A 20,577-nucleotide genomic window follows, 5' to 3' on the forward strand; every position below is an offset into this window, starting at 1 on the left:
GTAGTCGCGCAGCGGCGTGCCGAGACCCGCAGTCCCTCCGCCCCGCGCCTCCGACACGCGCAGCGTTCGACGGATCGAACGGATTCCGTCGATTTCCACACGTGTGAGGAACCTGTGGATAACTGTGGACAACCGGCCGAGATCTGTGCGCCGAGAGCCCCCGCCTGTGGAACCCCGACCCGCGCCGTCGATCTGTCCCCAGGGCGTCCACCGACGCGCTCACACCTCCTCCACAGAGCGGTGGGGTCCGCATCCCCGTCCGGAGTAGGGGCCCGCAGGGTTTTCCACAGTTTCCACACGTGTTAACACTGTTAACGCAGTTCTCTCTTTAATCAGGGGCGAACGACAACCTCTCCACAGAGCCCGAGCCGAGCACCGGCCGCACCGCTTCCGGGCGCGGCAACGCTGACGAGTACGATGGGCGTCGGTCTTCGTCCACGACTCGTCAGGGGTGTTCTCGTGAGGTTCCAAGCCAACCGCGATGTCTTCAGCGAGGCGGTGTCGTTCGCGGTCAAGCTGCTCCCGCAGCGCACGACCCTGCCGATCCTCTCGGGCGTCCTCATCGAGGCGACCACCGAGGGGCTGACCCTGTCGTCCTTCGACTACGAGGTCTCGGCGCAGACGCAGATCGCCGCCGATGTCGAGGAGACGGGGACGATCCTCGTCTCGGGCCGGCTCCTCGCCGACATCGCGAACCGCCTGCCGAACGCTCCCGTCCGCGTCTCGACCCAGGAGTCGCGCGTCTCGGTCTCGGCCGGCTCCGCGCACTTCACCCTCCTCCAGATGCCGGTCGAGGAGTATCCGAGCATCCCCGAGATCGACGCCTCCACGGGCCTCGTCCCCGCCGACGCCTTCGCGGCCGCCATCTCGCAGGTCGCCGTCGCCGCCTCGCGCGACGACGTCACCCCGGTCATCACCGGGGTGCAGCTCGAGATCACCGAGAACACCATCGGGCTGGTCGCGACCGACCGCTACCGCGTCGCCGTTCGCGAGATCGACTGGGACAACGGCGACAACCCCGCCCCCGCCTCGCCCCTGACCGCTCTGGTGCCGGCACGCACTCTGCAGGAGGTCGGCAAGACCTTCGGCCACTCGGGCATCGTGTCCGTCGCGATCACGAACCGCGACGAGCGCGAGCTCATCGCCTTCACCGCCGACCGCAAGACCGTCACCTCGTTGCTCATCAAGGGCAACTTCCCGCCCGTCAAGCGGCTCTTCCCCGCCTCCGTCGAGAACTACGCCGTGATGGCGACGAGCGACCTGATCGAGGCCACCCGTCGCGTCTCACTGGTGCTCGAGCGCGAGGCCGCGCTGCGCTTCAGCTTCAGCAGCGACGGGCTCACCCTCGAGGCGATCGGATCCGAGCAGGCTCAGGCCTCCGAGACGATCGACGCGATCGTGACCGGCACCGACGTGGTCGTCTCGCTCAAGCCGCAGTTCCTGCTCGACGGGCTCGCCGCCGTGCACTCCGAGTTCGTCCGGATCGCGTTCACGAAGACCGAGAACCCCAACAAGCCCGGTCCTGTGCTCATCACCGCCCAGACGTCCCGCGACCAGCCGGGCACCGACAGCTACCGCTACCTGCTCCAGCCCAACCTGCTCCTGCGCTGAAGCCCCGCTGCTCCGCTCGCACCGTCGCGACCGACCCGCTCCCGACGAGCGCCCGCCCGCCGGACATCGAACTCCAGGAAGGTTCACCATGCACATCGGACTCGTCGGACTCGGCAAGATGGGCGACAACATGCGCTCCCGCCTCCGTGAGAAGGGGGTGGAGGTGACCGGATACGACCGCAACCCGGACGTGTCCGACGCCGCGTCCCTCGACGACATGATCGCCGCGATCCCCGCTCCCCGCATCGTCTGGGTCATGGTCCCCGCCGGAGACATCACGGACGCGGTCGTCAAGGACCTGTCGGAGAAGCTGAGCGAGGGCGACCTCGTCATCGACGGCGGCAACTCGCGCTTCACCGAGGACTTCAAGCACGACGCGCTGCTCAAGCCCAAGGGCGTGCACTACATCGACGCCGGTGTCTCCGGCGGCGTCTGGGGCCTGCAGAACGGCTACGGCCTCATGGTCGGCGGCCCGAAGGAGCTCGTCGAGTACGCCATGCCCGTCTTCGACGCGCTGCGCCCCGAGGGCCCCCGCGAGGAGGGCTTCGTGCACGTGGGAGAGGTCGGAGCCGGCCACTACGCGAAGATGGTCCACAACGGCATCGAGTACGCGCTGATGCAGGCGTTCGCCGAGGGCTACGAGCTCCTCGAGACCCGCGACGACATCATCAAGGACGTCACCGGCACGTTCAAGGCGTGGCAGCGCGGGACCGTGGTCCGCTCCTGGCTGCTCGAGCTCCTCGTGCGCGCGCTCGAGCAGGACCCGGACTTCAAAAACATCGAGGGCTACGTCCAGGACTCCGGCGAGGGCCGCTGGACCATCGAGGAGGCGATCAACAACGCCGTCCCGGTGCCCACGATCAGCGCCTCGATCTTCGCGCGCTTCGTCTCGCGCCAGGAGGACTCCCCCGCGATGAAGGCCGTCGCGGCACTCCGCAACCAGTTCGGCGGGCACTCCGTCAAAGCGGTGGACTGAGTCCACCGGTCCGGACTGACTGCGCCAGTCCTCACGGCAGTCGGCTTCTCGAGAGGGTGACGTCCCGGAGAGCCGGTTCCGAACGGCGACCTACGGCCCGCCGCCACCGTGAGACAAGGGATGCTCTCACGGCGTCGGCGGGCCTACGGCCGCCTATCCCTGAGGGAGGCTGCCCCATCTGACGGAAGACCCATCGGGTCGGAGAGTCGGACGTTCCGGCCCGCTCGCCCTGCATGCTGGTCGAGTAGCGCAGCGGGCGTCTCGAGACCTACCGGCACCAGAAGGTCGGATGTGCGGGGGCACGCTGCTGGACAGGCGTGGACCGGGGGAGGTCCGATCGGCAGCGGCCGGAGGAGTGGAGGAGGTGGCGACGTGCAGGTGACGCAGCTGGCGCTGAGCGACTTCCGCAACTACGCCTCCGTCGATGTCGGGCTCGTGCCGGGGCCGAACCTGTTCGTGGGGCGCAACGGGCAGGGCAAGACGAACCTCGTCGAGTCGCTCGGCTACCTCTCCACTCTCGGATCGCACCGGGTCTCCACCGACCAGGCCCTCATCCGCGCCGGCCGCGACAGCGCCGTGATCCGCGCGCGGCTGCGGAACGGCGAGCGGGAGCTGCTGGCCGAGGTGCAGCTCAACCGCTCCTCCCCCAATCGCGCGCAGATCAACCGCGGCGGCATCAAGCCGCGCGAGCTGCCCCGCTTCTTCTCGAGCGTCCTCTTCGCTCCCGAGGATCTGCTCCTGATCCGGGGCGACCCATCGGCCCGCCGGCGCTTCCTCGATCAGCTGGTCGTGCTCCGATCGCCGCGGATGAGCGCGGTGCAGTCCGACTACGAGCGCGTCCTCCGCCAGCGCAACTCGCTCCTCAAGTCGGCGAGGGCGAGCGGCATCCGCGACACGGCCAAGCTCGGCACCCTCGACATCTGGGACGAGCGCCTTATCGCGCTCGGCTCCGAGATCATGCTGTCGCGGCTCACGCTGGTGGAGGAGCTGTCCGTCCCGGTCCGCGCGGCCTACGAGGCCGTCGCCGGCGCCGACCAGCGGCCGCTCCTCCGCCCGCGTCTCAGCATCGAGGGGGCGGTCGACGACGACGGCGAGCCCGTCGACGCGACCGACTCCGCCCCGTCGTCCGCCGACTCCGCAGCCCTCGCCGCCGGATTCGCCACGGCGCTGACCTCGGTGCGCCGCCGCGAGCTCGATCGCGGCATCTCGCTCGTCGGTCCGCACCGCGACGACGTGCAGTTCGAGCTCAACGACCTGCCGGCCAAGGGCTACGCCAGTCACGGCGAGAGCTGGTCGTTCGCCCTCGCCCTGAAGCTGGGTGCGGCCGAGCTGCTGCGCCGGGACTCGCCGATGGGCGATCCGGTGCTGATGCTCGACGACGTCTTCGCCGAGCTGGATGCGCGGCGACGCGAGCGCCTCGCCTCCGTGGTCGGTGACTACGAGCAGGTGCTGATCACGGCGGCCGTGCTCGACGACGTCCCCCCGGCTCTCGCCGCCCACACCGTGCGCATCGAGGCGGGCAGCATCGTCGCGTCGGACGAGCCCGCTGCAGCCGACCCGGCGATCGCGGCCGTTGACGGCGCCCCGGAGGAGCCGGACCGTGCCTGAGCCGACCCGGCGGGGATCCCCCGCTGCCGACTCCGAGGCGGCCCGGGTCTACCGGCACCTCAGGGAGGTGTTCGGCGGGGACGGCCCGCGACGCATCCGGAAGACCGTGGAGCGTGCGGAACCCCGAGGCGACGCCGCCCCGTTCGGCAAGGGCCGGGACCCGCACGATCTCGGCGACGTGCTCGACGGGCTCACGAAGAAGCTCGGCTGGACGACTCCGCTGGCGCAGGGCGATCTGATCTCGTCGTGGACCGCGATAGCGGGGGAGGAGACCGCGAAGCACTCGACTCCGCTCGGCGTCGTCGACGGGGTCCTGACGGTCGCGTGCGAGTCGACGGCGTGGTCGACGCAGCTGCGGCTGATGCGGATCGAGATCATGAACCACATCGCGGTGAACCACCCCGACGCGGGCATCTCCTCGATCCGTTTCCAGGGGCCCGACGCCCCGAACTGGAAAAAGGGCCCCAGGTCGATTCCAGGGCGTGGTCCGCGCGATACCTACGGCTGAGGACGCATTTTCGGTCGACCGCGAGAGAATCGGGCTTCAGATCGCCTCCCAGCGCCTCGGACCGACCCCGCACGCGGTAGAATGGAGGGCCGCCGAACCGCAGCGACGCCTCCCCCGCAGGAGATCTCCAGATCGCTGCGCGCGCCGCGACGGACCGTCAGAGGAGAACTCAACAGCTATGACATCCGAGCCGACCGACTCCACGTCACCCGCAGCGAACGACCTGGACGCGACCGGCTCCGCCAGCCCCTCCTCGGGCATGTCGACCAAGTCCTCCGGTGACTACGGCGCCAACCAGATCCAGGTCCTCGAGGGCCTCGAGGCGGTGCGCAAGCGCCCCGGCATGTACATCGGATCGACGGGCCCGCGCGGGCTGCACCACCTGGTCTACGAGATCGTCGACAACGCCGTCGACGAGGCGCTCGCGGGCTACTGCGACAACATCGAGGTGGTGATGCGCGCCGACGGAGGCGTCCGCGTCTCCGACAACGGCCGCGGCATCCCCGTCGACATGCACCCCACCGAGGGCATCTCGACCGTCGAGCTCGTGCTCACCGTGCTGCACGCCGGAGGCAAGTTCGGCGGCGGGGGCTACGCGGTGTCGGGCGGTCTGCACGGCGTCGGCTCCTCCGTGGTCAACGCGCTGTCGAGCCGGCTCGAGGTCGAGGTGAAGCGCCAGGGCGCCGTCTACCGGATGACCTTTGCGGACGGCGTGCCGGAGGCTCCCCTCAGCGAGGGCGAGGCCAGCGACGAGACGGGCACGACCATCACCTTCTGGCCGAACGCCGAGATCTTCGAGACGGTCGAGTTCGACTACGAGACCCTCCGCGCGCGCTTCCAGCAGATGGCGTTCCTCAACAAGGGGCTCCGGATCGCGCTGACCGACGAGAACGAGGTCGAGTTCGACGGCGAGGGCGAGAACGAGACGTCCGGCCCCCGCACCGACGTCTTCCTCTACGAGAAGGGCCTCGTCGACTACGTCGAGTACATCAACTCGCTGAAGAAGTCCGATCTCGTCCACTCCGAGATCATCGACTTCGAGACCGAGGACACCGAGCGCCGCATCTCGCTCGAGGTCGCGATGCAGTGGACCACGGCCTACACCGAGAGCGTCCACACCTACGCGAACACGATCAACACCCACGAGGGCGGCACGCACGAGGAGGGGTTCCGCGCGGCGCTCACGACCCTCGTGAACAAGTACGCGCGCGCCAACAACCTCCTGAAGGAGAAGGACGAGAACCTCTCGGGCGACGACATCCGCGAGGGCCTCACCGCCGTCGTGTCGATCAAGCTCGGCGAGCCGCAGTTCGAGGGCCAGACCAAGACCAAGCTCGGCAACACCGAGGCGAAGGCGTTCGTGCAGCGCGTGACGGGCGAGCAGCTCGCCGACTGGTTCGACCGCAACCCGAACCAGGCCAAGGACATCATCCGCAAGGCGATCCAGGCCGCCTCCGCCCGGATGGCCGCCCGCAAGGCCCGCGAGACCGCGCGTCGCAAGGGACTCCTCGAGGGCGGCGGGATGCCCGGCAAGCTCAAGGACTGCCAGTCGAAGGACCCGTCGATCTCGGAGATCTTCATCGTCGAGGGCGACTCGGCCGGCGGCTCGGCCGTCCAGGGTCGCAACCCCGAGACGCAGGCGATCCTCCCCCTCCGCGGCAAGATCCTCAACGTCGAGAAGGCCCGCCTCGACAGGGCTCTCGGCAACAACGAGGTCCAGGCGATGATCACCGCCTTCGGCGCGGGGATCGGCGAGGACTTCAACCCCGATAAGGCGCGGTACCACAAGATCATCCTGATGGCCGACGCCGACGTCGACGGCCAGCACATCACGACGCTGCTGCTGACGCTGCTGTTCCGTTACATGCGCCCGCTGATCGATCTCGGCTACGTCTATCTCGCGCAGCCGCCCCTCTACCGCCTCAAGTGGTCGAACTCGCCGCACGAGTACGTCTACAGCGACCGCGAGCGCGACGCCCTCCTCGCGCACGGTGCCGCGACGAACAAGCGCATGCCGAAGGACAACGGGATCCAGCGCTACAAGGGTCTCGGCGAGATGGACTACAAGGAGCTGTGGGAGACCACGATGGATCCGGCGACGCGGACCCTGCTCCAGGTCACCCTCGACGACGCGGCTGCGGCCGACGAGGTGTTCTCGACCCTCATGGGCGAGGACGTCGAGTCCCGCCGCTCCTTCATCCAGAAGAATGCGAAGGATGTCCGCTTCTTGGACATCTAGTTCCCCAGCATGGCGGCTGCCCGGATCGCATCGCGATCCGAAAGGCGGCAGCCCCGCGGCACACGGCCGCGGCAGGTGACCACCTCGAACACGTGACGGCGACCCTCAATGGGTCGCATCCCCGACAAGAACGCGACAGCGACCTTCACTCGCCCTCCACACCACACCAACTGACACCCAGCGCGACCGCCCCCGACCACGACCCGGGGACCGGAACCATCTGAGAGACCAGAGACCATGGCAGACGAACCCATCACCCCCACCGGCCCCGACGAGGGCGAGGACATCGTCACCGAGACCGGAGTCGTGATCCACGGGCACGACAAGATCGAGCCGGTGGACCTGCAGCTCGAGATGCAGCGCTCCTACCTCGACTACGCGATGAGCGTCATCGTCGGTCGCGCGCTGCCCGAGGTGCGCGACGGCCTGAAGCCCGTCCACCGCCGGGTGATCTACGCGATGTACGACGGGGGATACCGCCCCGACAAGGCGTTCTCGAAGTGCTCGCGCGTCGTCGGCGACGTCATGGGCCAGTTCCACCCGCACGGTGACTCCGCCATCTACGACGCGCTGGTCCGCCTCGTTCAGCCGTGGAGCCTCCGCTACCCGCTGGCGCTGGGGCAGGGCAACTTCGGCTCCCCCGGCAACGACGGCGCGGCCGCCCCGCGGTACACCGAGACCAAGATGGCGCCGCTCGCCCTCGAGATGGTCCGCGACATCGACAAGAACACCGTCGACTTCCAGGACAACTACGACGGCCGCACCCGCGAGCCGGCGATCCTCCCGGCGCGCTTCCCCAACCTCCTCGTCAACGGCTCCGTGGGCATCGCGGTCGGCATGGCGACGAACATCCCCCCGCACAATCTCCGCGAGGTCGCAGCGGGCGCCAAGTGGGCGCTCGAGAACCCGGAGGCGACGCGCGAGGAGCTCCTCGAGGCGCTGCTCCAGCGCATCAAGGGACCCGACTTCCCCACCGGGGCTCAGATCCTCGGGGTGCGCGGAATCCAGGACGCCTACCGCACCGGCCGCGGCTCGATCACGATGCGCGCCGTCGTCTCGATCGAGGAGATCCAGGGCCGCACCTGCCTCGTCGTCACCGAGCTGCCCTACCAGGTCAATCCCGACAACCTCGCGATCAAGATCGCCGAGCTGGTCAAGGACGGCCGCGTCTCCGGCATCGCCGACATCCGCGACGAGACCTCCGGCCGCACCGGCCAGCGACTCGTCGTCGTCCTCAAGCGCGACGCGGTCGCCAAGGTCGTGCTCAACAACCTCTACAAGCACACCCCGCTGCAGGAGAACTTCGGCGCGAACATGCTCGCGATCGTCGACGGGATCCCGCGCACCCTCTCGCTCGACGGCTTCATCCGCGCGTGGGTCGACCACCAGGTCGAGGTCATCGTCCGCCGCACCCAGTACCTGCTCGACGAGGCCGAGGCGCGCATCCACATCTTGCGCGGCTACCTCAAGGCGCTCGACGCGCTCGACGAGGTCATCGCCCTCATCCGGCGCTCCCCCACCGTCGAGGAGGCGCGCGACGGCCTGATGGAGCTCCTCGACATCGACGAGGTGCAGTCGCGCGCGATCCTCGACATGCAGCTGCGCCGCCTCGCCGCGCTCGAGCGCCAGAAGATCACCGACGAGCACGACCGCATCCAGGCCGAGATCGAGGACTACAAGTCGATCCTCGCGAGCCCCGAGCGTCAGCGCACGATCATCTCGGACGAGCTCGACGAGATCGTCGACCGCTTCGGAGACGACCGGCGCACCGAGATCCTCTTCGGCTTCGACGGCGACATGAGCGTCGAGGACCTGATCCCCGAGGAGGAGATGGTCGTCACCGTCACCCGCGGCGGCTACCTCAAGCGCACCCGCAGCGACTCCTACCGAGCCCAGCACCGGGGCGGACGCGGGGTGCGCGGGGCGCAGCTGAAGGCCGACGACATCGTCGAGCACTTCTTCGTCACCACCACCCACCACTGGCTGCTGTTCTTCACGAACACGGGTCGCGTCTACCGCGCCAAGACCTACGAGCTGCAGGAGGCCGGCCGCGACGCCAAGGGCCAGCACATCGCCAATCTGCTCGCGCTCGAGCCGGGGGAGCAGATCGCGCAGATCCTCGACATCCGCGACTACGAAGCGGCGCGCTACCTCGTCCTCGCGACGCGTGACGGCCTCGTCAAGAAGACCGCTCTCTCCGAGTACGACACGAACCGCTCGGGCGGCATCATCGCGATCAAGCTGCGCGAGGGCGACGAGCTCGTCTCGGCACTGCTGGTCGAGGAGGACAGCGACGTGCTGCTCGTCTCGCGCAAGGGCATGTCGATCCGCTTCACGGCGTCCGACTCGGCCCTGCGTCCGATGGGCCGCTCCACCTCCGGAGTCATGGGCATGTCGTTCCGAGGCGACGACCACCTGCTCGACGCGAACGTCGTCAGCGACGAGGGCTACGTGTTCATCGTCACCGAGGGCGGCTACGCGAAGCGCACCGCGGTCGACCAGTACCGCCTCCAGGGGCGCGGTGGCCTGGGCATCAAGGTGGCCAAGCTCGAGGACAAGCGGGGCGATCTCGTCGGCGCGATCATCACCGGAGAGGACGACGAGGTGCTCGTCGTCCTCGCGAGTGGCAAGGTGGTACGCTCTGCCGTGGCCGAGGTACCGGCCAAGGGTCGCGACACCATGGGAGTCGTCTTCGCACGATTCGCAGAGGACGACCGCATCATCGCACTCGCCAAGAACACCGAACGCAATCTCGACGCCCAGGACGAGGATCCCGACGCCGCAGTGGCGTCCGGTGACTCCGACCCGGTGTCGGAGGAGGAGGGGTCCGTAGATGAGTAGCACCGTCGCCGAGAAGCTCGCCAAGAAGTCCGCAAAGAGCCCGGCGGCCAAGCAGGTCAGACTCAAGCTCGTCTACGTCGACTTCTGGTCGTCCGTGAAGCTCTCGTTCCTGCTCGGGCTCACGCTCGCGATCATCACGATCGTCGTCACCTACCTCGTCTACACCGTCCTCGCGCAGACGGGCGTGTTCGACGAGGTCAACGGACTGGTCCAGGACATCGCGGGTGCGGAGGCGTTCGACCTCAACACGATCATCTCGCTGCCCCAGATCATGGGCTTCGCGGTCGTCGTCGCGGTGCTGAACACGATCGTGACCACCGCCCTCGGTGCGATCGTGGCGCTGCTCTACAACCTCAGCGTCAAGATCACCGGCGGCCTCCTGGTCGGCTTCACCAACCAGTAGGGTCGCGGAGCGGCCGATTGGGATTCTGACCCGGCGTCGGGTAGAGTCTCATCTGGCCATTTCGGGGGTATAGCTCAGGCGGTTAGAGCGCTTCACTGATAATGAAGAGGTCCCAGGTTCAAGTCCTGGTACCCCCACGGTGCCCATTGCGAGAGCCGCTCCTAGCGCGGCTCTCCGCAGTCGGCTTGTCGGAGCGGCCCGTTCCACGGAGCGGGTCGCGTCGGCTGCCGAGAATCGCTGGCACGCGATTCTCGCCTCCGCCTTCATCCGGCGGTGGATCCCTCCTGATCGGCTCGCCGATCACGGGGCCTTAGCTCAGTTGGTAGAGCGCCTGCTTTGCAAGCAGGATGTCGGGAGTTCGATTCTCCCAGGCTCCACAGGTGTCGTCACCGCACGGCAGTGGCTTCTGAGTGATGGTCCTCGCAGCGGACCGTCGTCGCGAGTAGCCGCGCAGCGGGCGTGTCGAGATCCACCGGAGCGCCGCACCGGCTTCAGGCGTCCGCGCAGGCGCGGCCGAGGAAGCTCTCGACCGAGATGGTCTGCGAGGTGCCGTCGCGGACGTCGCCGATGATGATCTCCCCGACCGAGAGCGTGTCGAACTGCTCCGCCGTGAAGACGACGGGCCTCGCCACGACCGAGCGGTCCTCCGCGTAGGCACCGAGCGAGTAGTCGACACCGAGGGCGAAGCGCTCGATCTCGCGCTCCGCCGGCCAGATGGTACTGCCGGTGAGGTCGGTGGCGCCGAGCTCGCTGACCGCGTCGGGGGAGACCCACCGCGTGATCCGCCGTTGGCCGTCCCCGATGCTCAGCGGCGCCTGGTCGTCGGCCGAGAGGTCGAGGCCGTCGACGATCCCGGAGCAGACGACGACGACCCCGAGCACGCGCGCGTACTGACCACCGCGCCCCAACCCGACGGTCGCGGTCGAGACCGGCTCCGAGGCGCAGCCCGCGAGGGCCACCGCGGCCGCTGCAGCGAGCACGAGGGACGCGCTCACCTGTCGGTGGCGATGCCGCATGAGACCTCCCGGGGTCACCCTACGGCGCGGCAGCGACCACGGGCAGGGCCAGGGCCAGAGCGGAGAGGGCCTGGGGGAGCGAGGGCGCCCCCTCCGCCCGGAACACCGGCTCGCCCGCCGAACCTCGCACGATGACGGTGGGAGTGGAGCGGATGCCGGCCGTCTCGGCGCGGCTCGACTCGAACGCGACGTCGAACTCCCGGATCTCGGCGGCGGGCACCAGCTCGGCGGCCCGCTCGAGGACCGAGCGTGCGGCGTGGCAGGCGCCGCAGAAGGCGGAGGTGTAGAGCTCGACGATCACACGAGGGAGAACGCTCGCGGCGCCCCCTCGATTCCCCACGGCCTCAGCGCAGCAGCCAGGCCTCGTTCATGCCGAGAGCGACATCGACCAGCTCGACCCGCTCGAGGGCCTCGACCTCTGCGAGAGGGAACCAGGCGGCGGCGTCGGTCGAGCCGTCGACCTCGTGGGTGAGCTCGCCTCCGACGATCCGGGCGCGGTAGACGACCCGGATGGCGTGCAGGGGACCGGCCTCGGGCACGCTGCGGCGATGCGCCGGGATGACATGGGAGTCGACGCCGATCAGCGCCTCCAGCTCGGCGTGGAAGCCGGTCTCCTCGAAGATCTCGCGGACCGCGGCGTCAGCCGGCGACTCGCCCTCGTCGATGCCTCCGCCCGGGAGCGTCCACGCCTCCCACGGCCCCTGGCTCCAATGCGCGAGCAGCATGCGATCGCCGTCGATGATCACGCCGTAGGCGGCTACCCGGATGTCCACCGCGACAGCCTAACCCCGGAACGGGGACCCTCCGGACATGCGTCAGGGCCGGACCCCGCGATGCAGGATCCGGCCCTTCCGTCGGAGATTCGAGAGGTGCCGAGCCTCAGGAGGCGGTCGACGCCGGGCTCTCGGCAGCGCTCGCCGGCTCGTCCTCGGCGACCCACAGCTCGTCGTCGGCGCGGAACGTCTGCCAGACGGCGTAGCCGATGCCGCCGACGGCGACGAGTGCGGCGCCGATGGCGAAGACGGTGCCGACGTTCGACTTCTTCTTCGGGGGAGTGGTGAGCTCCTCCCAGCGCGCCTTGGAGATCTCGGCGAGCTTCGCGCGGTTCTTCGAGTCCTTCGCAGCCTCGAACGCCGCGGCGGCAGTGCCTCCGACGGCGGCGAAGGTCGGGAGGATCCGGTGCTTGTAGGCGTCGCGGGCCGAGGAGTACGTTCCCTCGACCGCCGAGACACCGGTGTCGTAGACCGGCTTCACGCGGGACTGGTACGTGTCCTTGACGAGGGGCACGACCTCCTTCTTCGCGTAGGTCGTGGCGTGACGACGGCTCTGCTCGAGAACGGAAGCGGCGTGCGCCAGCACTTCCTGCTGCTCGCTCCAGACCGCCTCGGCGTTCTTGCGGAGACGCTTGAGATCCTTCTTGTGCTTACGTGACAGACCCACTTGGTCCTCCATCGGCTACGAGCAGCGAACGCCTACATACTGCCACTCATCGATCGGCGTCCGCATCGCGCACCCAGCGCATTGACACCGTGCGTTGCGGAGCTCTACATACGCGCCATGCGAGAATGTGCCCATGCCTTTGCACACCGCAGTCGCGACGTTCCACACCAACAAGGGCGACATCGTCGTCAACCTCTACGGGAATCACGCTCCCAAGACGGTCCGCAACTTCGTCGGTCTCGCGACCGGCGACATCGAGTGGACCCACCCGGCGACCGGCGCCAAGACCAAGGAGCCGCTCTACAACGGCACGGTCTTCCACCGGATCATCCCCGACTTCATGCTCCAGGGCGGCGACCCGCTCGGTCAGGGCATCGGCGGCCCGGGCTTCCAGTTCGACGACGAGATCAACCCCGAGCTCGACTTCACCGAGCCCTACATCCTCGCGATGGCGAACGCCGGCAAGCAGGCGGGGCGCGGCACCAACGGCTCGCAGTTCTTCATCACGGTCGCGCCGACGACGTGGCTCCAGGGCAAGCACACCATCTTCGGTGCGGTCGCCGACGAGGAGTCGAAGAAGCTGGTCCAGTCGCTGTCCTCCGTTCCGACCGATGGTCGCGACAAGCCGCTCGACGACGTCGTCATCGAGAGCGTCGAGATCACCGAGGTCTGATCGCCTCATCCACCATCCTCTCGAGGGCCGGGTCCGTTCGGGCCCGGCCCTCGTTCTCCCCGGAGGCGCGTCAGTGACCCAGGTTCCGCCGAGCAGCACCACGACGTGCTACCGCCATCCCGATCGGCAGAGCTTCGTGCGCTGCCAGCGGTGCGGCCGCACCATCTGCGGCGAGTGCCAGACCGCTGCGCCGGTCGGCGTCATCTGCCCCGACGACATGGCGCAGCAGCGCAGCCAGGCTCCGCGCACCCGCGGCCCGTTGATGGTGCGCCTGCGGAGCATGACCCGGGCCGATCAGCCCACCGTGACCTACGCGATCATCGCGCTCTGCGTCTTCGTCTGGATCCTCGAGGTCCTGCCGTTCGTCGGTGGGCCGGTGATCAACTCCCTCCTCTATGCACCCGCGTACACGCTCCCGGGCTTCGGAGCCGACTTCGAGCCGTGGCGGATGCTCACCTCGGTCTTCCTGCACAGCACATCGCTGTTCTTCGTCGTCCCGTTCCACCTGGTGCTGAACATGTACACGCTGTGGGTGTTCGGCATGGCGCTCGAGCGGATGCTCGGCCGCGGCCGCTACCTGGCGCTGTTCCTGCTGAGCGGCTTCGCCGGTTCCGTCGGCGTGCTGCTGCTCTCGAACCCGCTCACCCCGGTGCTCGGCGCCTCCGGAGCGATCTTCGGCCTGATGGGCGCCTACCTGGTGATCCTGAGGCACCTCGGCGGTCAGGCGTCGCAGCTGCTGGTGCTGGTCGGACTGAACCTGGTGATCGGCTTCCTCCCCGGGATGAACGTGGCATGGCAGGCGCATGTGGGCGGGCTCGTCGCCGGCGCCCTCATCGGGCTCGTCTACACGCGGACCCGTCAGCGCGCTCAGCGGAGGACCCAGAACCTCCTGGTGGCGTCGATCGGTGCCGGTCTCGTGGCGATCACCGCGGCGGCGTACGTCCTAGCCTGACGCGTTCGGCGTTCGGGAGCGAGCGCGAGGCGGGTCTCCCCTGGGATAACCGGTCTCGACGGTTACGACCTCACGACTCGGCCACCGCGTTCTGCACACCCTCGCGTCGGGGTGGGGACGGAGTTATCCACAGTGTTGTTAACACTGGGGAGAACTACGGTCCTGTAATTCCCAGGACAGCCCTCCCGAGCCGCCCGACGGCTCGACGTCCCGCGTCGGAACGGGAATCGGGCCGCTACGGCTCCCGAACGGGCGCCCGAGGTACTTCTCCACAGGAGTTTCCACAGCTGGGGATAATTACAGGCGTGTAGTTCGCCGGCGGGTCGCCACGACGACCGTCGCATCGAGGTCGTCGTCGGTGAGGATCTCCGTCGCGAGACCCGCCTCGGTGAACGCCCCGGCCGTCGCTCCGGACTGGACGCGACTCGTCTCGATGACGACCCCACCCGACTCCGCGAGCCACTCGGGAGCCTCGCGTGCGATCCTCCGGTGCAGGTCGAGGCCGTCGGTCCCCCCGTCGAGCGAGAGGGCTGGCTCGTGGAGGCGTGCCTCGGGAGGCATGAGGGCGATGGCCGCGGTCGGCACGTAGGGCGCGTTCACCACCACGAGGTCGATGCCTCCGCGCTCCGACGCGGGCAGGGCGTCGAACAGGTCGCCCTCGAAGACCGGCGCGATCCCGGCGAGCGTGCGCCGCGCGCAGGCGACGGCGACGGGGGAGAGGTCTGCGGCGATCAGGCGGAGACCGGGCCGCTCCTCGGCGAGGGAGCGGGCGATCGCGCCCGCACCGCAGCACAGATCGAGAACGGTCGCGTCTGCTCGGCCGAGCATGCGGAGGGCGGTGTCGACGACGAACCCGGTCCGCACTCGCGGCACGAACACTCCGGGAGCCACGGGGATCCGCAGACCGCGGAAGGCGACCCAGCCGAGGATCTGCTCCAGCGGCTCTCCGGCCTCGCGACGCCGCAGCAGCGAGTCGAGCACGCCCTCGGACCCGGACGCCTCCTCGAGGAGCTCGGCCTCCTCCTCCGCGAAGACGCAGCCCGCCGCGCGCAGTCGCGCGACGGACGACGAACGCCCCGTCGGCGGGCCGGACGGGGCGTCGTTCACGAGAGAGAAGGGATCAGCGCCAGCGGGTCGTCATGAGGAACCCGATGAAGGCGATCCCGAAACCGATGAGGATGTTGAGATTGCCGAGATCGGGGATCGGCAGGAGGCCCTGGCTGACGTAGAAGACGATGATCCAGGCGAGCCCGAGCAGCATGAAGCCGAACATCACCGGCTTGAACCAGACCGGGTTGGGAGTGGTCTCTCCCGTTCGGGCGTCGTCGCGCTCGGGATTCGGGCTCTTCGTCGCTCGTGCCATGGCCTCCACTGTACCGGGCCGAGGCGTCGACGCGGCAGTCGAGGCCCTGGTCGGGGCCTGTGGAGAGCCCTCCACAGACCGCGATCGAGCCGGACCGCCGGCATCCGACGCGCGCTTAGACTCGACGCATGACCGAGGAGCAGGCAGAGGCGGGACAGCTGCGCCCCCGGACGACGCGACGCCGGGCCCGCCCTCGACGCCGGATCTCGTTCTTCGGCGTGGTCGGCGAGCTGCTCATCACGGCCGGTGTCCTCGTCCTCCTCTTCCTCGGCTGGCAGCTGTGGTGGAACGACGCGGTCATCGCCGGTCAGCAGACCTCGGAGGCGGCCGAGCTGCGTCAGAGCTGGGGCGACACGGAGACCGTGCCGGCCCCCCAGCCGACCGAGACGGCGGGGGAGGCACCCGCCGGCTACGGAGACCCCGTCGTCGCGTCGGTCGCGGCGATCGACACGTCGTTCGGCAACCTCTACATCCCCCGGTACGGAGACGGCTGGGTCAGGACGATCGCCGAGGGCGTCGACGCGGCCGGGGTCCTCGACGAGGGCAGCATCGGCCACTACCCGGGCACGCAGATGCCGGGCGAGATCGGCAACTTCGCCCTCGCGGCGCACCGCAGCGCCTACGGGGGAGGCATGCACCTCATCGACGAGCTGCAGCTGGGCGATGCGATCTACATCGAGACGGCCGACGGCTGGTACACCTACCGGTTCCGCAACCTCGAGTACGTGCAGCCCTCCGACGTCCAGGTCATCGACCCGGTGCCGTGGACGACCGACGTCGCACCGACCGACCGCCTGATCACCCTCACGAGCTGCAATCCGCTCTACTCCACCGCCGAGCGGATCATCGCCTACGGGGTACTCGAGTCGTGGCAGCCCCGCTCGGCCGGAGCGCCCGCCGAGATCGCGGCATCGCTCGCGCAGGAGGGCTGAGCGTGTACGCGGCACTGTGGCGCATCCTCCCCGGGCCCTGGTGGGTCCGGCTGCTTCTCGTGCTCGTGCTGGTGGCGGCCGTCCTGGCGGCTCTCGTCGAGTGGGTCTTCCCCTGGGTGCAGACGTTGGTCTTCGATCAGAACGTCACCGTCCAGGAGTGATCCGGACCGGGGGGTCCTCGACGACCCGCATCCTCGTCGTCGATCACCACGACAGCTTCGTCTTCACCCTGGTCGACTATCTCAGGGAGCTGGGCGCCGAGGTGCAGCTCGTCGAGGGCGGCGACCTCTCGGCCGGCGAGGCGATCGCACGTGCCGGTCGGAGCGACGGCGTCCTCCTGTCGCCGGGACCGGGGCGTCCGGAGGAGGCGACGACCTCGCTCGCCCTCGTGCAGAGCGCGGTCGACACCGGGAGGCCACTGCTCGGGGTGTGCCTCGGCCAGCAGGTGATCGCGCGCGCGCTCGGTGGGCGCGTGACGACGGCACCGGTGCTGTTCCACGGTCGGACCTCGCCGGTGCTGCACGACGGCGATCGACTCTTCGCGGGGCTCCCCTCCGGCTTCGAGGCGATGCGCTACCACTCGCTGGCGGTCGATCGCGCGTCGCTGCCCGAGGAGCTCGAGGTCATCGCGACGACGGGGGAGGACGTGGTGATGGGCGTCCGGCATCGACGTGCGCCGATCGTCGGGGTGCAGTTCCACCCGGAGTCGGTGCTCACGGAGGGCGGGCGCCGTCTTCTCGGCAATTGGCTGGGCGAAGTCCGGCCGGGCTAAGCCGGCGGCGGAGAAGTCGCAGGATCGGCCCCCTCTTCGATGGGTCCGAGCACGATTCCTGCTTCTCCGATCGCCTTTGCGCAGAAGTCGTCAGAGATATCGCCCGGCTATTCACGACGAGGAGTGCGAAAGTCTTGTCGGCCTCCTGTGCCCCGCTCGGGGGTGGTGCATACCCGTCAAGCGGCATGCGGTCTGCGCCACCGAGGCGCTAGGAGGGCGCCCCCGGCGGGCCGGATCGCCGCGAGAACGGGGCGCACACAGATCGGTCTCGGTCTGAAGCCCCCCAAGGTGGTGTCGCGATTTGACGGACTCGCGACGGAGAATGCGGCGCTCCTTCCATGCATAATCGGAGGGCGTCAGCAGGGGGCTGCACGCGATGACGACACTGTCGGGAGATCGTATGGTGGATCCGATTTCCTGGTCCTATTCGGGAATTCGCGAGATCGAGAGTCTCGGTCCGCGGATCGTCGTGAAGCCCGGAACTCTTCCGCGGATCTCCGGATCCGGCTTCGCCACGGGCGGGATGAATGCGACGCTCATGACGATGTCGCCCCTCCGGGTGCTCCGCGGGACGTGGGGTGCCGACGACGCCTCCGTCCTCAACTTCACGTTCGTCGTCGAGGGGTTCATCCGCCTCGTCGGTCCCGAGCGGACGGTCCTGCTGCGACCGGGCTCGATCTCGTACCAGCCGGGGATGACGACGTTCACGACGGAGTCGACGACTCCGGCGACCGTTCTGCAGATCTCGCTCCGCTCGGACGAGATGCGCCGCTACGGCTTCGACACCGAGTCCGGCGTGTACGCGCTCGATCCCGACGCCCGATCCACCCGCGCCGCCTTCGCCTTCACCACCGCGTTCGCCCTGGCGGCCGAATCGGGCACCGGGCTTCCCGGAGAGGCCGAGGTCGGCGGTTTCACCCACGTGGTCAAGCAGCTGCTGGTCAGCGCGTTCCTCGCCGCGGTCGGCTCCCAGCCGGGGACCACCAGCGTGCGAGCCGCGACGCTCAGCAGGGCGCGCACCGTCATCGACCGCACCCACCGAACACCCCGCTGCACGCCGGAGGCCGTCGCCGACGCGGTGAACGTGTCGACCCGATCGCTGCAGCGCCTGTTCGAGGACGCGGGCACGACGGTCGCCAGCGAGATCGAGCGCTCGCGAGTCGCGAGCGCCGTCGAGCTGCTGCGCCGGCGGCCCCGGGAGGTGCCGCTCGAGGCGATCGCGAGCGCCTCGGGTTTCTCCTCCGCTGATCACCTGCGCCGTGCGCTGAAGCGCCGGGAGGGGCTGACCCCGAGCGATATCCGCGGGAGGATCGGCGCTCCCGTCGAGCGCGACGGGCAGGACAACCTGGTTCGGCTCGAGCAGCCGCTCGCCGGAGCCCGGCGCGCATAGTCGCCCGTCGGGGGCAGCCGCCCCGCCCGGTCGCTCGCCCCGCCCGGTCAGTCGCCCTTGTTGGTCAGCAGACGTGATCGATCAGCCGGCGCAGTACCCGAGCGTCACCGTGGAGCCCTGAGGGACGTCTCCCGGAGGAAGCGACTGCGTGGTGATGGGCGGATTCGCCCGCACCGAGTCGCAGGTCTCGTCAGGAGCCTCGACGCCGATGAGCTGCAGCTGCTCGCCGGCGAGGGTCGCCAGTGCGCTGCTCAGCGACTGGCCGACCAGATCGGGGAGTGCGACATTGCCCGAGGAGACGACGAGATCGACCGCGGAGCCCGGCGTGGCCTGCTGCCCGGCGGCGGGGGAGCTCGAGAGCACGACGTCGGCGGCGACGGTCGGCGAGTTCTGCCGGGTCTGCGAGCCCTCGACGAGGCCCGCCTCCGTCAGCGCCGCGATGGCGTCGCCGAGCGCCGTGCCCGCGATCTCGGGAACGGCGATGGGCTCGGCGCCCTGAGAGACGTAGACGCGGATCACCGTCTCGGGCGCGACGATCGTGCCCGATCCCGGATCGGTGCGGATCACGTCGCCGGCGGCCACCGTGTCGCTGAACTCGGTGAGCTCGCTCGGCACCAGATCGAGTGCCGTCAGGGTCGCCTGAGCGCTGTCGTAGCTCGTGCCGGTCAGGGTCGGCACCTCCCGTGACTGCGAGGGGAGGGTGGTGGTGGGCTGGAGTGTGAGGACCCAGATCACCAGGGCCGCGACGATCACCGCGAGGACGACGATCGACGACCAGATCCACAGCACGGGGGGCCGACGCTGCGTCCGCACGATCGAGTTGTCCTCGGCGAGCTGCCTCAGGGCGAGCTCGGAGTCGTTCATGCCTCCCTGGCTGCGCGCCGCGAAGAGCGAGGTCGTCAGCTCGTCGATCGGCCGGTGGTCGGGGAGGCGCCCGGCGGCCGCGTCGCGCAGATCGTCGCGGAACTCGGCGGCGCCCTGGAAGCGCTCGTAGCGGTCCTTCGAGAGGGCCCGGGCGACGACGGCGTCGAGTCCGGGACTCACCGCGGGGTTGATCGAGCTCGGCGCGGGCGGGGTCTCGCTGACGTGCTGGTACGCGACCGCCACCGGGGTGTCGCCGCGGAAGGGCGCGCGCCCGGTGAGGAGCTCGAAGAGGACGATGCCCGCCGAGTAGAGGTCGCTGCGGGCGTCGACCTGCTCGCCCTTCGCCTGCTCGGGGGAGAAGTAGGCGGCGGTGCCGAGGATGGCCGTGGTCTGAGCGACGGTGGCGGCCGAGTCGGAGACGGCGCGCGCGATGCCGAAGTCCATCACCTTCACCTGACCCGACGGGGTGATCATGATGTTGCCGGGCTTGATGTCGCGGTGCACGACTCCGGCTCGGTGCGAGTACTCGAGGGCCGTGAGGATCCCCTCGGTGATGCGCACGGCCTCGTCGACGTCGACCGGGCCCTCGGCGATGACGTCCTTGAGCAGGCGGCCCTCGATGTGCTCCATGATGATGAACGGACGGCGGCTCTCTGCGCCGTTCTCGTCGAGGGAGACCTCCTCGCCGGCGTCGAAGACGCGGACGATGGTCGGGTGCGACATGCGGGACGCGGCCTGCGCCTCCTGCCGGAACCGCAGCCGGAACGCGGAGTCGGAGGAGAGGGAGAGCTTCAGCTCCTTGATGGCGACCGTCCGCCCGAGGCGGGTGTCGGTGCCGAGGTAGACCTCGGACATGCCGCCGCGCCCGAGCCGGGGCCCGACCTGATACCGTCCAGCGATCAGGCGACCCTCATCCGTCACGCGCACGCTCCCCTGTACTTCCCGTGTGGCACGGCCCCCGGGGGAGCCACGGCAAGTGTACATTCGGC

The 20,577-nt window shown here is 69.2% G+C and carries 20 protein-coding genes and 2 tRNA genes; 15 read left to right on the top strand and 7 right to left on the bottom strand.

Going from position 1 to position 20,577, the window contains the following annotated elements; translation table 11 throughout:
• The first annotated feature begins 459 nt into the window (after positions 1–459).
• From dnaN to B9Y99_RS16100, 9 genes are all read left to right on the top strand, one after another.
• Entirely contained in the window at positions 460–1,611 is a 1,152-nt protein-coding gene (dnaN, locus tag B9Y99_RS16060) for a DNA polymerase III subunit beta (RefSeq protein ID WP_085477634.1), read from the top strand.
• Between the two features lie 88 nt (positions 1,612–1,699).
• A complete protein-coding gene (gnd, locus tag B9Y99_RS16065) occupies positions 1,700–2,587 on the top strand; it encodes a phosphogluconate dehydrogenase (NAD(+)-dependent, decarboxylating) (protein WP_085477635.1) in 888 nt (295 codons plus the stop codon).
• A gap of 372 nt (positions 2,588–2,959) precedes the next feature.
• The gene (gene recF, locus B9Y99_RS16070; RefSeq protein WP_085477636.1) at positions 2,960–4,195 is read left to right on the top strand and encodes a DNA replication/repair protein RecF; all 1,236 of its coding nucleotides are present in this window, start codon (positions 2,960–2,962) and stop codon (positions 4,193–4,195) included.
• The gene (locus B9Y99_RS16075) at positions 4,188–4,703 is read left to right on the top strand and encodes a DciA family protein (protein ID WP_085477637.1); all 516 of its coding nucleotides are present in this window, start codon (positions 4,188–4,190) and stop codon (positions 4,701–4,703) included. Before recF ends, B9Y99_RS16075 begins: the two co-directional genes overlap by 8 nt.
• Before the next feature lie 178 nt (positions 4,704–4,881).
• On the top strand, positions 4,882–6,942 hold the full coding sequence (gyrB, locus tag B9Y99_RS16080; RefSeq protein ID WP_085477638.1) for a DNA topoisomerase (ATP-hydrolyzing) subunit B: 2,061 nt from the start codon (positions 4,882–4,884) through the stop codon (positions 6,940–6,942).
• 237 nt (positions 6,943–7,179) lie between these two features.
• A complete protein-coding gene (gene gyrA / locus B9Y99_RS16085; protein ID WP_085477639.1) occupies positions 7,180–9,783 on the top strand; it encodes a DNA gyrase subunit A in 2,604 nt (867 codons plus the stop codon).
• Entirely contained in the window at positions 9,776–10,186 is a 411-nt protein-coding gene (locus tag B9Y99_RS16090) for a DUF3566 domain-containing protein (RefSeq protein WP_085477640.1), read from the top strand. Before gyrA ends, B9Y99_RS16090 begins: the two co-directional genes overlap by 8 nt.
• 63 nt (positions 10,187–10,249) lie before the next feature.
• Positions 10,250–10,323, top strand: a tRNA-Ile gene (locus tag B9Y99_RS16095).
• 167 nt (positions 10,324–10,490) lie between these two features.
• A tRNA-Ala gene (locus B9Y99_RS16100) sits at positions 10,491–10,563 on the top strand.
• 114 nt (positions 10,564–10,677) lie between these two features.
• Here B9Y99_RS16100 and B9Y99_RS16105 read toward each other — a convergent pair.
• From B9Y99_RS16105 to B9Y99_RS16120, 4 genes are all read right to left on the bottom strand, one after another.
• Positions 10,678–11,181: a hypothetical protein gene (locus B9Y99_RS16105; protein WP_085477641.1), complete on the bottom strand. Its 504-nt coding sequence runs from the start codon at positions 11,179–11,181 to the stop codon at positions 10,678–10,680.
• Positions 11,182–11,221: 40 nt separating this feature from the next.
• Positions 11,222–11,503, bottom strand: a complete 282-nt coding sequence (locus B9Y99_RS16110; protein WP_129588086.1) for a thioredoxin domain-containing protein — start codon at positions 11,501–11,503, stop codon at positions 11,222–11,224.
• Between the two features lie 43 nt (positions 11,504–11,546).
• Positions 11,547–11,975 (bottom strand): NUDIX hydrolase, encoded by a 429-nt coding sequence (locus B9Y99_RS16115; protein ID WP_085477643.1) that lies wholly within the window; start codon positions 11,973–11,975, stop codon positions 11,547–11,549.
• Between the two features lie 106 nt (positions 11,976–12,081).
• Positions 12,082–12,642 carry a hypothetical protein gene (locus B9Y99_RS16120; RefSeq protein WP_085477644.1) on the bottom strand — a complete coding sequence of 187 codons (561 nt, stop codon included), beginning with the start codon at positions 12,640–12,642 and terminating at the stop codon, positions 12,082–12,084.
• 133 nt (positions 12,643–12,775) lie between these two features.
• Between B9Y99_RS16120 and B9Y99_RS16125 the strand changes: the two genes are divergently transcribed.
• Together B9Y99_RS16125 and B9Y99_RS16130 are read left to right on the top strand one after the other, a co-directional pair.
• Complete coding sequence (locus tag B9Y99_RS16125; protein WP_085477645.1) at positions 12,776–13,315, top strand: peptidylprolyl isomerase; 540 nt, start codon at positions 12,776–12,778, stop codon at positions 13,313–13,315.
• Positions 13,316–13,388: 73 nt separating this feature from the next.
• On the top strand, positions 13,389–14,267 hold the full coding sequence (locus tag B9Y99_RS16130; RefSeq protein ID WP_085477646.1) for a rhomboid family intramembrane serine protease: 879 nt from the start codon (positions 13,389–13,391) through the stop codon (positions 14,265–14,267).
• Between the two features lie 297 nt (positions 14,268–14,564).
• Here the strand turns inward: B9Y99_RS16130 and B9Y99_RS16135 are convergent, their stop codons facing one another.
• Together B9Y99_RS16135 and B9Y99_RS16140 are read right to left on the bottom strand one after the other, a co-directional pair.
• Positions 14,565–15,374 (bottom strand): putative protein N(5)-glutamine methyltransferase, encoded by an 810-nt coding sequence (locus B9Y99_RS16135; RefSeq protein ID WP_085477647.1) that lies wholly within the window; start codon positions 15,372–15,374, stop codon positions 14,565–14,567.
• Positions 15,375–15,387: 13 nt separating this feature from the next.
• Positions 15,388–15,630: a cell division protein CrgA gene (locus B9Y99_RS16140; RefSeq protein WP_085477648.1), complete on the bottom strand. Its 243-nt coding sequence runs from the start codon at positions 15,628–15,630 to the stop codon at positions 15,388–15,390.
• Between the two features lie 128 nt (positions 15,631–15,758).
• Here B9Y99_RS16140 and B9Y99_RS16145 point away from each other — a divergent pair, with 128 nt between their 5' ends.
• From B9Y99_RS16145 to B9Y99_RS16155, 4 genes are all read left to right on the top strand, one after another.
• Complete coding sequence (locus B9Y99_RS16145) at positions 15,759–16,562, top strand: class E sortase (RefSeq protein WP_085477649.1); 804 nt, start codon at positions 15,759–15,761, stop codon at positions 16,560–16,562.
• A 2-nt stretch (positions 16,563–16,564) separates the two neighbouring features.
• Complete coding sequence (locus B9Y99_RS18895) at positions 16,565–16,723, top strand: hypothetical protein (protein ID WP_165759654.1); 159 nt, start codon at positions 16,565–16,567, stop codon at positions 16,721–16,723.
• Entirely contained in the window at positions 16,720–17,334 is a 615-nt protein-coding gene (locus B9Y99_RS16150) for an anthranilate synthase component II (RefSeq protein WP_244275004.1), read from the top strand. Before B9Y99_RS18895 ends, B9Y99_RS16150 begins: the two co-directional genes overlap by 4 nt.
• Before the next feature lie 538 nt (positions 17,335–17,872).
• On the top strand, positions 17,873–18,724 hold the full coding sequence (locus B9Y99_RS16155) for a helix-turn-helix domain-containing protein (protein WP_129588088.1): 852 nt from the start codon (positions 17,873–17,875) through the stop codon (positions 18,722–18,724).
• Between the two features lie 81 nt (positions 18,725–18,805).
• Here the strand turns inward: B9Y99_RS16155 and pknB are convergent, their stop codons facing one another.
• Positions 18,806–20,572, bottom strand: a complete 1,767-nt coding sequence (gene pknB / locus B9Y99_RS16160; RefSeq protein ID WP_085477651.1) for a Stk1 family PASTA domain-containing Ser/Thr kinase — start codon at positions 20,570–20,572, stop codon at positions 18,806–18,808.
• Between the last annotated feature and the right edge of the window lie 5 nt (positions 20,573–20,577).

This window comes from Rathayibacter oskolensis (genome assembly GCF_900177245.1).
Taxonomy (GTDB): domain Bacteria; phylum Actinomycetota; class Actinomycetes; order Actinomycetales; family Microbacteriaceae; genus Rathayibacter; species Rathayibacter oskolensis.